This is a genomic window from Serratia inhibens (assembly GCF_003591175.1).
Classification (GTDB): Bacteria; Pseudomonadota; Gammaproteobacteria; order Enterobacterales; family Enterobacteriaceae; genus Serratia; species Serratia inhibens.
This window is the reverse complement of the sequence record NZ_QYYG01000001.1, coordinates 1,544,879-1,557,809: the sequence shown is the minus strand read 5'-3', so window position 1 is coordinate 1,557,809 and position 12,931 is coordinate 1,544,879. Positions and strand designations below refer to the sequence as shown.

Annotated in this window: 4 protein-coding genes and 2 pseudogenes; 5 read left to right on the top strand and 1 reads right to left on the bottom strand. The window is 52.7% G+C overall.

What is annotated here, in order from left to right; genetic code table 11:
• Positions 1-21 precede the first annotated feature (21 nt).
• The 5 genes and pseudogenes from D4100_RS07355 to D4100_RS07335 all read left to right on the top strand — a co-directional run.
• Positions 22-1,689: a contractile injection system tape measure protein gene (locus D4100_RS07355; protein ID WP_119803823.1), complete on the top strand. Its 1,668-nt coding sequence runs from the start codon at positions 22-24 to the stop codon at positions 1,687-1,689.
• 8 nt (positions 1,690-1,697) lie between these two features.
• A complete protein-coding gene (locus D4100_RS07350; RefSeq protein ID WP_119803821.1) occupies positions 1,698-3,776 on the top strand; it encodes an ATP-binding protein in 2,079 nt (692 codons plus the stop codon).
• Positions 3,777-3,823: 47 nt separating this feature from the next.
• On the top strand, positions 3,824-4,735 hold the full coding sequence (locus tag D4100_RS07345; protein ID WP_158586333.1) for a Pvc16 family protein: 912 nt from the start codon (positions 3,824-3,826) through the stop codon (positions 4,733-4,735).
• Positions 4,736-5,038: 303 nt separating this feature from the next.
• Entirely contained in the window at positions 5,039-11,482 is a 6,444-nt protein-coding gene (locus tag D4100_RS07340; RefSeq protein WP_119803817.1) for a hypothetical protein, read from the top strand.
• A gap of 525 nt (positions 11,483-12,007) precedes the next feature.
• Positions 12,008-12,262: pseudogene (locus D4100_RS07335) on the top strand (transposase); the annotation flags it as partial.
• Between the two features lie 104 nt (positions 12,263-12,366).
• Here the strand turns inward: D4100_RS07335 and D4100_RS07330 are convergent.
• Positions 12,367-12,866 (bottom strand): annotated as a pseudogene (locus tag D4100_RS07330) (transposase); the annotation flags it as partial.
• Positions 12,867-12,931 lie beyond the last annotated feature (65 nt).

Here is a 12,931-nt window from a genome sequence, read left to right as displayed (position 1 = left end):
CGCGGACCCTTGGGGTTTTATATGGCTGATAATGCTTTAATGATAAATAAAGTCCAATATCAGATTCAGGCCGATAACCCATCTGCGGGGCGGCTATTGCTGCAATCTGATTTTTTTACGGGCGATAATCTAAAGAACGTGCTGTTGGATATCGTGACAGCCCTGGATAGTGAAACGGAAATAAGCCTGGCTAAAGTGGTCATTAACCTTGGCGCCATTCAGAGGGAACTGCTTGACGCACAGTTTAATCCGCGTCTGGCTCAGGCGCTGAAAGATTATCTTAAGCCCTATGTTGAAAAAAACGGCCGGCAGCGGTTGGATGCTCCTTCCTTACCCGCTCTGGCCAGCCCCACCGCGTTATTGTCCGGGTTCGGTCGCGATACCGTATCACTTTATCCGCTGGCGCTGTGCTGCCTGCAACCGGCAAATCTGCAAGAGTTGTTGCACCACCCGCAGCCGGGCCGGTTGCAGCAACTGTTAAAGCGGCTGCTGCAAGAGGCGGCGCAAGGTCGGGATGCCTTACCCGCCGCTTATTACCGCCGGGTCACCGCCAGCCGGTTGGCGGTAGCGGCACTGAGCTATTTGCTGAATGACAGCCGGGGGCTTCGCTGGCTGCAGGCTAATCACCCGGCCCACAGCCAGTTGAATGAATGGTGCGACGCCATCACCCAGGGTGAAATCCCCACAATGCAGGCGGTGCGGTTGCTGAGTGGCCCTGACCGGCCGGCGCCCCCCACACAGCTGGCCGCGATTGCCCGCCGCTGGCTGCTGCCGTTATGGCAGCGAAAGCCCGTGCGCAACGTCATCGCCAGGCAGGTGGGCAAAGGGAACGTGGAGGAGATTAGCGCTTATCTTGATCGGCTTTTACCACAACCAGACCGACAACTGTGGGAGCACCTTGATGCCGGGCATCAACAGTGGCCGCGGGGACACTCAGATACCGAGCCAGGACAGCAGCGGAGCCACTCTGATAGCGAGCCACGACAGCAGCGGAAACTCTCTGATGGCGAGCCACGACAGCAGCGGAGACTCTCTGATAGCGAGTCAGGGCAGCCGCGGAAACTCTCTGATGCCGAGCCACGACAGCAGCGGAGCCACTCTGATGCCGAGCCACAACAGCAGCGAAGCCACTCTGATAGCGAGTCAGGACAGCAGCGGAGACTCTCGGGTACTGAATCGCAACAACCGGTCAGCAACGCCGGCCTGGTGCTGCTGTGGCCGCTGCTGCCGCAGCTGTTTTCCCTGCTGGAATTCTGCCGGGAGGGGCGATTTATCAGTGATGAAGCTCGCCGCCTGGCTGCCGTAAGCCTGGACTGGCTGGCGTGGGCTGCAGAGACGCCGGCCGCCGAACGGCTGAAGGTCAATCATTTACTGTGCGGTATCCCGCTCGGTGAGCCACTGTCGGAGATAGCCCCGTTAAGCGAGCCTCTGTGCCGGCAGATTGACGAATGGCTGACGGCGGTGGGCCGGCAGCTTCCTGCCTGGCAAAAACTGGGCCTGGCGGATATCCGGGCGCTGTTTCTGCAACGCCCGGGCGCAATCAACGATGAAACCTCACCGGCGCAGATTGCGGTAAAACCCGAATCCTTCGATCTGCTGTTGGGCGACTGGCCCTGGCCGCTGACGCTGGCGCCGCTCCCCTGGTTGGAACTGCCGCTGGCGATCAACTGGCCGCTTCATAATTTTTAGGGTAAACCATGAACTTCCTGTCTGAACCCGCCTATGTATACCGCCCGGATACCGGGCCTGAAGATAACGATTTCTGTCTCTGCCTGGAGCGCATCGATCTGTTGTTCCAGCAGGACTATTTGCTGCGAATGGATGAACCGCCTGCCGGCCTGCAAGACTTTTTCCTGCCGGAAGAGGCCATTAGGCTGCGCCTCGGCTTTCCGCACGGCGTCCCGTACTTCACCGAGGTTCCGGGCGCTTACTTGCCAGATACCGGCGATGCGCTGACCCAGCGTCTGCGCGCTGTGGTGGCCGCTTTTGATTTAACCGACGTAGAGCGCGATATTCTGCTGACCGGAATGTTGCCCCGGCTGAGTGGCCATTACGCCATGCTGCCAAACGGCGACTTGAAGGAGGGGATAGGCCAGCCACTGCTGTACCGCCTGTTTGCCGGGACGCAAATGGCGTATCGGCAGCTGCAATCGGCATTGCATCCTTCTTCGCCGCTGTTTCGCTTTCATCTGATGTCTGAGGAGAAAAATGCCGGCAAAAAAGCGGGAGGGCCGGTTTATAGGGTGAGCGCATCGGTTTGGCATTATTTCTGCGGTGACGGCGCGCCGGTAACCGACCAGCACCCGTACACGCGTTGGGCCGTACCGGGCAGCTCCGCATGGTACCCGCAGTCGCTGTGTGAAAATATCTCCCGTCTGTGTCTGCGGCATAGCGCTGAAGTGGTGCCGATGGTGGTGGTGGAAGGACAGGAGTTGGACGGTCGTGAACTGGCGTTAGCCACCATAGTGGCGGAATACGGTTACGCGATGCTGTGTATTGACGTGGAGTCACTGCCTGACGTGGCGGAAACGCAACAGGGGAAGATCATGGCGGAAATTATCCGCGATGCTCTGTTGTCACACGCAGTTTTGTTGCTGGAGAACGGCGAACCACTGGCGAGCGAGAAAAACGGCTATCTGCGCGAGATGGAACGGCTGCTGCCACAGGTGAAACTGCCGGTGTTGATAATGTCGGACGCCGCCGCTCATGTGCCCGTTTTCAGGGGCCTGACCACGGTCCATCTTTCCATGCCGCCGTTGGCTGCAGAAGAGAAAGCGCAACTGTTGCAAGGGGCGTGGCCGGCTTCACCCAATGAGGAAGAGAAACGCGCGCTGTTTGCGCTGGCGCAGCGATACGCCTTTAATCCCGCCGATGCGCCTTTGCTGATGCAGGAAGCCGATTATTATCGGCAGATCAGAGATGAAAACGCTCCGCTTATTGCGGAGGATTTACGCCAGACGCTGGCCAGGCGTTCACGTAAAAACTTCGGCAAACTGGCGCAACGTATTGCCCCGGTGCGCACCTTCGACGACATGATCTTGTCGCCGGCGCTGCAAAAGCAGCTAAACGAAATTCTGGCGACCATCCGGCTGCGGGAAAGCGTCACGGAAAAACACTTCAGCCGTAAAACGGCAGGGAAAATCGGCATCAGCGCGCTGTTTTATGGTGATTCCGGTACCGGTAAAACGCTGGCGGCAGAGGTGTTGGCGCAGCATCTTGGGGTGGATCTGATCAAAGTGGATCTCTCTACGGTGGTGAACAAATATATCGGTGAGACGGAAAAAAATCTGGCGCGTATTTTCGACCTGGCGCAGGCGGACAGCGGCGTGCTGTTCTTTGATGAGGCCGATGCGCTGTTCGGCAAACGCAGCGAAACAAAAGATGCGCACGATCGCCATGCCAACATCGAAGTCTCTTATCTGTTGCAGCGGCTGGAAAATTATCCCGGCCTGGTGATCCTGGCCACCAACAACCGCAATCATCTCGACAGCGCCTTTAACCGGCGTTTTACCTTTATCACCCGCTTTACTTATCCGGACGTCTCTTTGCGTACGCAACTGTGGCGCTCGGTATGGCCAGAGACGCTGGAGCTTGCCGAGGATGTGGACTTTTCCGCGTTGGCCGCCCGCAGCGAACTGACCGGCGCCAATATCCGTAATGTGGCTCTTCTGGCCGCAGTGCTGGCTGCGGAGGGGGAAAACGACAGGATTCACCTGCACCATATAGAAAAAGCGATCGCCCGGGAACTGGGGAAGTTGGGGCGCGTGGCGCTCTGATCTCCTTCCCTTCATCCAGAATAACTCAGTGAGGTTTTATGTCGGCTATGACCACATCTTCCAACGTTATCGTGGCAGTCAATGAGGCGCTGTACGCCGCGTTAAATACCTATATCAATCCCAAGCCGGAAGATCCGGAAAACGAGGAACCCTCGGCAGGCGTTGATATCCGTTTTGATTTGCCGCAGGTTGACAGTACGCAATCGTCACCCACCGTAAGCGTGTTTCTGTATGACGTGCATGAAGACCTGCAATTGCGGCAGAGTCAACCCGCACGGCTGAACGCCGGCAGCGGTATGCTGCGGGCGGGGTGGGTCAATCTGAACTGCAATTACCTGATCACCTACTGGGAGACGCAAAGCGCCGGCAGCGACGGCAATGGGCCGGACAGCAGCCCGGATAATCAGGCTGTCAGGGTAATGACCCGGGCGCTGCAGGCGTTGCTGAATAACCGCGAACTCGACGGCATTGCCGGTTCCTATAGCCGTATTATCCCGCCGCAGGAAAATCTCAACAGCCTGGGTAATTTCTGGCAGTCGTTGGGCAACCGTCCGCGGCTGTCGTTGATGTATTCCGTTACCGTGCCGATTTTGCTGGATAACAGCCTGCCGCAGACGCTGGTGAAAAGCGTCAGCAACGAGATTGTGCAGGCCGCCGCCGTGGATATGAACGCGCTGGGCAGCCTGCTGTGGAAAACGCTGTGTGAACAGATGGGAACGGGAGCCGAACAAAAACTGGCGCGAGTGACGCTGAAATGTCGGCAAAAGGCGGCCGACGAGGGGGGAGCCTTTGCCGTAACCATTAATCTGGCACTGGCCGGCATGATGGATAAAGACAACCAGAGCAACCTTGAGGCCATTCTAAAACGGTGGGAAAGCAGTCAAGAAGCGGTGACGGAAATAAACGGGGGGAGCGTTTATATCTCGGAAATAAATAGGGATAAGATAGTCTTTATTTAATCGTCTGACTCGAACTTGTTTTACTCCGGCAGGAAAGATCCCTGCCGAGTCAGGGTCGGCTCTGTAGTTAACTGCACGAGCTGATGGATGAACGTGGTTTATCTGCATAAATACTGCACCCGAGAATTTATTAATCTCTTCTCTTTGTTGTTCTCTGCAAAGGATATCCGCACTGCCAATATTTCCCCAGGTCGATAAAGATGAAGTTTTCCCCGGCCCGGGGCGTCGGCCACGCGTCTTTATTTCGGAATAAAAGCCCTGTTTAGAACGGCATCCTTAATTATCTCTGCTAAAGGTATTTTTATGAGTTTATACGATGAATTTAAAGAGGAGGCGGCAAGCAGCCAGCATGCAAGCCCTTTGGGGCGCTATGATATTGAAGGACTGCAAGAACTCATCGGGGAGGGCGATTTAGACGACGATTTGCACGATTTGGGTTTTTCATTGGGGGATAAATGGCCTGTTTTGGCTAAGGAAAATAACAACAGCGCTGAGGTATTTTCACATTTACAGGGGGAGGATGATTTCGACAATCTGAAAAAAGTCATCAGCGACGCTTTTATCGGGAAGCTTCCACTGCTGATGGAGTATCAGGATAAGGGCTATAACATCTCGGGGCTTTATCTTGATAAGGAAGGCATAGCAAAACTGGCCGGTGTGCTGTGGGGAAGCAATATACCCAAGGCGCTGCATCCCCTTTTGCTTCCCGTACGGCAATTTCTGGACACCCTGGAAACCGTGTTAAACGCCGGGCAGAAGACCTCACCTGACGTTCAGGCGATTATACCGCAGGCAAATGCAGTAATCAGAAACATCAATGCCGCATTGGAAGCCCTGCAAGCCGCCGGAAAAGTTGGCCAGTTGAATTGGGCGGAAGAAGTTGACAAAACGACCAGAGAACAGCGGGAAGCGCTGGTTGCGGCAATAGAGCTGCCGCCCTTGCATGGCTTGCGGCTTAGTGGCGAACAGGAAAGACAACGGGCAGAAGGCTTGCTCTTTTCAGACAGTAACAGGTACACGGCAGAATACGCCAGGTTCAAACAGCTGGAGGTGTCGTTGCTGGCGGAGAGCCGGCTGGCAAGGCAAAAGCTGGCGGTATATCTGGAAGTCGCCTCTGCCGGGATATTAACGGGCACCAGGGAGGCCCGGCAGCTTGCTATGAAAACGTTGCTGGTGTCGGTTAACCTGCCAACCTTGGTGAGCGTAACGCCACTCATTCACTGGAGCCTGAATTTTAATCAGTACGCCCGGCGTATCCCCGCCATTGACGGGAAGATTGCAGGTGTCACTGAATCAGGTAATCCCCTGATTCAGGAGGCCATCAAAACTGCGAACTCAGCCTCAGCCTCAGCCGATGTCCGCCTTGCCTGCGCCATTATTGAGGTATCTGACGCTCTGGGCTGCGTTGTTGCTGCGCTCAGGCAAGAGAAGGTGCGGGTTGAGCCTTTGGGAAAAGACACGGATATACCGAATAGCGAATTTTGGCCGGATATCAAAAACAAAGTTGTCCAGACGAAAAGACATGTCTTTCATTTATCCAATAAAGCGGTCAGTAAAACCCGTAAAACAGGCCACAGGATATCGCATGCTCTCTTGGGGGGAGGCAGTGCCGACTCTGAAAAGGTCAATGGGGCGATTAAAGCTGCGGCGCTGTTGTTGCTGGATGAAATCCAGCAGGCGGAGCAGCGGATAAAACAGATGCCGGCACTTGCCGGGATGTTGCAGGAGGCGAGTGAGCAGCAACAAAGATTGGCCGTGAAGCCTGTCTTGCCCGAGGAGATGCCGGCGCTGAGCAAGCCGCTTGATCAACTGCTGGAACATGAAGCGGCGCGCTGGCAGGCTGACGAGCAGCAATTCCGGGGCCAACTGCAGGCTCTGCTGGCACCGATAACCCGCTTGCAGGAGGGGAAAGAGGTGCGGGCGTTTATTTCCCGGCAGAGAGAGGAACTAAGAGCGGTGTTGCACGATGACGGACATATTGCCCGCTTTGATGACATCATCACTGCGGCCGTTGGGCACTTTGTCGAGCTTGCCGGTGAAATCGAAAATGTTGCCGTACGTCTGGCTGAGCATGGACATCAGGGCGGCGAGGAATTGCGTAAAATAGCGATTGGGTGGCTGCTGGGCCTGAGTGAGCTTAAAGCAGACGTCAAAGCCGGCGTTGCCGAGACGACCGGGACGTCGTTGAACAATTACTCCCGCGGCGGCATGTTGTCGCGCGGAATAGGCGAATGGGCGCATGAGTTAAGGCAAGGTTACCTGCAGCATAAGCACCCGGGAGACAAAGCCGCCGCAGGGGCGTTATTTGAGCGCGCGCTGACGGCCGTTTTGACAGAAAATCGTTCACATTTCGCCAAAGAGGCCGATCCTGACGGTGAGGGATTCCTGAAAAGAGTCATGCTGGCGGTAAAACACGCTGCCGAGAATAGCACTGTCTATCCGCCGACGCCGGAAGAGATCCTCGCGGGGGCTCGCAGCCTGCCGGAGGATATTCGCCACTGGGCAGAGCGAAGAGTGGCGAGCGGCGCGCTCTATGCGCTATTCAACGGCGGTTTTAAACTGATTACAGGACCCATTTCATTCCCCCTGCGCGTTGCTATTCGAGGCGTCAGAACCGGCGTAACCCTGTATAACGGTATTCGGGCCATGAACCGGGCGAGGCTGGGGCAAGGCCCTGTCGGGCAGGAAAAAAACAGATTTATCAATCAGGAGCTTGTCAAAATAACATTCCGATTGACTCTGTCTCTCTCGCCCGCGCTGGCGTTGAGTATGGCTGCGCCAATAATCGCTGGGCGCCTATATGATGAAGAGGGTTACGCTAAAGAGATAACAAAAAAAATCGCGTTTGACTTGCCGGAGGCGTTGTTCTGGAGCGGGGGATATGCCGGGGTAAAAGCGGCAATCAGAACCTATTCTGAGCAGGCCATACAAGAAATGCTGGCCAAAGCGGCAATGGAAACGGCGGGAGGCCGTACCGGCGCTGAATTTAACGTCGTCGCTGTACAGGAAAGTGCTGCCTCGACATCCGCTCAAATTGATACGGCCGTGCAGGCTTTATCATCGTCTGGTTCATTTGCGGAACAAACCAAAATACCCAGTACGCCCTCGCGGCAGGACAACGCCCCACCGGAGCATGAAATCTCCTCTCAGCGATCAAAACGCGCTATTGATTCTGACGGCGGGATGACGGTGGAAAGCAGGCCGCCATCGACCTCGGCAGAGCGCCTTTCCGGCTCGTCCCACTCCAATCATGAGGATAAGGCCGTTTGGTTAACACAGGTGCTGGCAGAGAGGCTGGGTGGGAACCGTGACGTAACGCCGGCAGACCTGAGGGAGGCATTGACGGATTTATTCGTTCAGCACCATCAGGATATGGAGAAGGGATTGGAGATTCTGCTGGCGGCAAATGGGGCGGCGCTGATGGAGGACTCTGCAGCGGGGGAGAGTATCCTGGGCGAACAGGCAGCAAATATCGACTTTTCCCTGATGTCTGCCTATCAACAGAGTGTCCCTGATCACCTGAGTGACACTGCGTTGTTTACTGCGGCACATGGCTGGGTGATTAACGGGGTAAAAGACAGTATAACGCTGGAAAGAGAATCAAAAGAAAAAGTCATAGCCCAGAAAGAAAGAGAGCGTGGCAAGGCGATCTTCGATCTGAATAACATGCCCGGAATACAGCAGATGAATGATACTCATGAACTCTTTTTTTCGTCTGGGATAGCGAAGCGGGAAATATCAGCTCAGTCGAGTTGGGAAAGGGATTATTATGCGCGGGATAAAGGTTATAGGGATAAAATTAAGCAACTGAACGATGATATCGCCGAATTGAAGGCAGCACTGACGGCGTTTAATTTACGCCACTTTCAGCAGACTGCATACCAGGACGGGATTACCTCAGCGCGAGAGTCACTGAGAGAACATGCTCCCGGTTTTCTGAATGACGGTGTTGACCACACTGAATTTATGACTGTCAACCGGCTGTATTTTTCCCTTATCGGGGAAGCAATGCAGATTTATAATAAACAGAGAACCGGTTTTAGCCCGGATGAAATGACCCGGCTGTACCAGATTGAAGCCGGTAAACGATATCTGCGTAGCATCATTGATAAACAGCAAATACTGAGTCATTTAGTGCCTGAATTAGAACAGCGCAGGATTGAGGTTAGAAAACACAATGACTACCGGGATATTGCTGTTGCACAGGTGGAGGCGCAGAAAATACTGCAAAACAACGCTCTTATCTCCTCGTTAGGTAGCGGAAGGGACGAAGATGAAGATGAAGATAATGTCGCCCTGATGCATGAGTTGCTGAGCGCAATGATTTACCGTCAGCTCAAAGAAGGCGCCGGCCTGGAAGAGATGAAAAAATACTCTGTCGTGAAAACAATAGAGTTGTTTGCCGCAGACAGCATGAGATTAGATCCGCTCCGTAAGACGCTGTCCCGGCCGGAAGGTTTTATCTCTTTTGGCGAGTTCAGGAAAAACAGCGAATTTGAATGGCAGCATGATTACAACGAACAGTTTAACCGTTATAAACAGCAGTACAGCCAGTATGAAGCGCAGGAAAGTGCCCATTTGTTACTGTTGACGCAATGGAATGAGATTCCTATGGAGAGTTTTGTTACACACCCGCGGCGTGTCTTGTATTTCAAAGCAGCAAACAAGCCTGGAAATTTCGCGATGATTGAGCTGAAAAACCGTAACTGGGTGGCGTTATCTACCCTGAATGGGCGGCTGAAAATGCAGCTTGTCAGGAAGAGGATGGTAGCTCAAAAACCATATCTGCAGATAATGACCCAGCCAGAAGAAAAGTTTGGGTATCTTCAGGAATATATGCCTCATTATAAGCTGCGATACACCCCCTATTATGATCATGTTCCTCTGATTTCCAGCACTGAACGAGTTTACCCTTATGTAATAAATGCGGAGAAAAAAAGTGTCTCCAGCTATGCCACAGAGAGGGATTATAAAGGTTTTTGGCGGGGTTTTGATGATAAAGGCGATGTCCCTACACTCCTTTTTATTCAAGGCCAGGTGGACCAGCCGGTCGCGAAAGATCTTGCCGGGACGGTCAGTGATATTTTGAAGAAAAGTTTTGACGGCATTGCCGATGAAAATAAGAAGGGATTACAGGAGCATGGTTTTGCACAGAGGGCGGCAAACTTCATCGTTCCTTATTATGAGGTTGTCTATAAATTTATGAACGATTCTCAATACCAACTGACGCCGGAGGATACCACATCGGTGGTAATGGATACGCTGAATCTCTTGACGGTACTCACTACTGCCGGGATAAAAGTCACGAAAAAAGCAGCAACGCAATTGGCCTCTTTAGTCACTGAAAAACGTTTGGCGGGGTTAGTTGGCCCTAAGCTGATAGCCGCCGTGGCGGCTGAATCTCCCCATATGCTGCGCAAGATCCTTATCAGCCGTTACGGCGCTAAACTTTTGGGGAGTACTGTGCTGGATATCGTGGAACCGGTGCCGATAAGGGCGGCTGCGGGGTGGCTGAAAAGAGGATTCAATCATTTACATGATGGGCAACGGAAGTATGGTCAACTCAACGCGGAGTGGCAACAACAGGTTGATCTGTCAAGCGCTATGCCGGGCGAAGCCGGCAGCAGGTGGGAGGGTATCTACAGTGTGACCCCGCAAAATGCCGTCAGTCGGGGTGAGAAAAATTACTACATCCGCGAAGCGGGACAAAATTTTCAGGTCAGGTGGGATGAATATGCGCAGAGCTGGCGAGCGATTGATCCCGCACGTCCCGGGCAGTTTAATTACGCCTCTCCGGTGAAACAGAATGCGGAAGGGCGTTGGGTAACCCACATGGATCTGCCGGGCTTGGGGGGAATGAGGCCGACAGCGACAACTCCGGCAGTCAGGAATAGAGTGATGAGGGAATTTGTTGCTGAAAATCATATGGAGGCATTGGAGGAGGCTTCACGGATGTATAGGTATGCGGTGAGCTTCAGGCTGGCAGGAAGGCCAACCTTGAAGGCGCTTGGCTTTGGGGCCGGAGCCAAGGGACATGACATTCTCGAAAAAACAATAAAAAGCAGTTCTATTACCAATGTTTATCCGGGTAATAGCGAAGAAATGTTGAAAAAGGTCCAGGCGGCGCAAATAGAAGGATATGTGGGGAACTGGGAGAATAATCAGTTGAGCGGTATTTATGTTACGCCAAATCATGGGCTGGGCGATATTGTTAAAAATGGCATTTATCCCATCGACATGAATAACCTGGAAGAATCTCTGCAAAGGCTTAAACAGCAGGATAACTGGCAGGCTATTCCTTATACTGGTGATTATGATATGCATTGTATGATTACTTTCAGGTCGGGCCGGCCAAGAACCGTGCATGATGACTCTAAAGAAGAAAAAGCAATCATAGACAGCCTAAATCAAGCCATCGCTAAAGTTGATACGCATCGCTCTTTTGGAGATATTCAACACAATGTCATCCGTCATGGTGCCCAAGTGAATTATCCCAGCCATATGTTGGCGTCTGAGCGTAATACAGTAAAAAATAATCGAGGCTTGGTATTGGATGTAGCTAATCCTGGGCCATTTCCTATTGCAATGCTGGATCGGGGCGTCTGGTCCATCATCAATAATATCGATGAATTGGACGCCTACTATACAAGTGTTGGGGCCGTGATGAAAGAAGCCTGGAAGCCTGGCGGATTAATTGTGTATACCAATACGGGTATTCAACGCCGATTGAATCCTAATAGACACTAAGCGTTATAATATAACCCTGTCAAACTTTTATTGATGAAGTACCTTATAACAATAAAATTAGCGAAGAATAATGTTTATTTAACCAAGACATCTGCCTTTATGGGGCAGTTTGTACAGTCCCTCTGTCAGCGTATTCTGCAAAGAACGGGTGCTGAGAATTTAGTTATCCGATGATATGTGGACGAGTTTTTACCAGCGGAGGCATTATCCCCGTTGCAGAAGGTTGAGAGCGCTCAGGGTATATTTTTCTCGTTTAGGGTCGTGACTATGTAAAAGAGGCCAACATGAATTACGCAGATCTTACCAACGAAGCGAGTAAAAAATGCTGATAGCATGGAGTCGCAGGATATATCAGATTCCATCACAGAATGCCAAGCTTATTCAGATGATGTGCTGAGGGATTGCCTGAATAATACCATCAGTGATTACCTGCCTAGACTGGCCCCGTGAATCTCCAGACAGTTGGTATCACTTAAGTTAGTGATAGTCTTAATACTAGTTTTTAGACTAGTCGTTGGAGTACGGATGATTGATGTTTTAGGTCCAGAGAAGCGCAGGCGGCGCAGCGTTCAGGAAAAAATCACCATTGTTCAGAAGAGCTTTGAACCCGGCATGACGGTGTCGCTGGTTGCCCGTCAGCACGGCGTAGCTGCAAGCCAGGTGTTCCTCTGGCGCAAGCAGTATCAGGAAGGCAGCCTCACCGCTGTTGCCGCAGGTGAACAGGTCGTACCCGCGTCGGGGCTGGCTTCGGCAATGAAGCAAATTAAAGAGTTTCAGCGCCCACACGCGGCGATAACCATACGTGGGAAGGGGCGCTACTAACCCCGGCGAGTTTCCTATCGCAATGCTGGATCGAAGCGTCTTGCCAATCGTTAGGGATGTTAATGGTTTGAATGACTACCCTGCCTGCGCAGCAACTGGAACAGCTTCTTAAAGCCGTATCGCGGATAGCGCTCCGCCAGTTCAGTCAGCGCCTGGATCACCGGCTCATCGCGCCGGGTATCGGACTGGTAAAAATACACCGTCCTGCTCAGAGATAATGTCCTGCATGCCTGGCGTACGCTCATCGAAAACATCTCTTTCACATAGCTGACGAGCTCACGCTTTATCGCTGGTTTTAAAGCTTTTTTTCAATGACGTCTTTTAACGCACGATTTTCCAGACTCAGATCGGCAAACATCTGTTTGAGACGGCGGTTTTCGTCCTCAAGATCCTTCATCTTTTTGATATCAGAGGCTTCCATGCCGCCAAACTTCGCTTTCCAGTTATAGTCCGAAGCCTCAGATATGCCCGCTTCGCGGCAGACATCTTTGACGGTACGTCCGGCTTCAACAGACTTCAGAACAGTGATGATCTGGTGCTCGGTAAATCGGGTTTTACGCATGGTGATCTCCTCAGGGACATAATCAGTATGTCGGAAGATCTCTAAAAGTGAATGGTTCGTTTTGC

Bases quoted from the DNA above. Each gene is read 5' to 3' on its own strand.
- D4100_RS07355 (WP_119803823.1), top strand. From the start codon at position 22: ATGGCTGATAATGCTTTAATGATAAATAAAGTCCAATATCAGATTCAG.
- D4100_RS07350 (WP_119803821.1), top strand. From the start codon at position 1,698: ATGAACTTCCTGTCTGAACCCGCCTATGTATACCGCCCGGATACCGGG.
- D4100_RS07345 (WP_158586333.1), top strand. From the start codon at position 3,824: ATGACCACATCTTCCAACGTTATCGTGGCAGTCAATGAGGCGCTGTAC.
- D4100_RS07340 (WP_119803817.1), top strand. From the start codon at position 5,039: ATGAGTTTATACGATGAATTTAAAGAGGAGGCGGCAAGCAGCCAGCAT.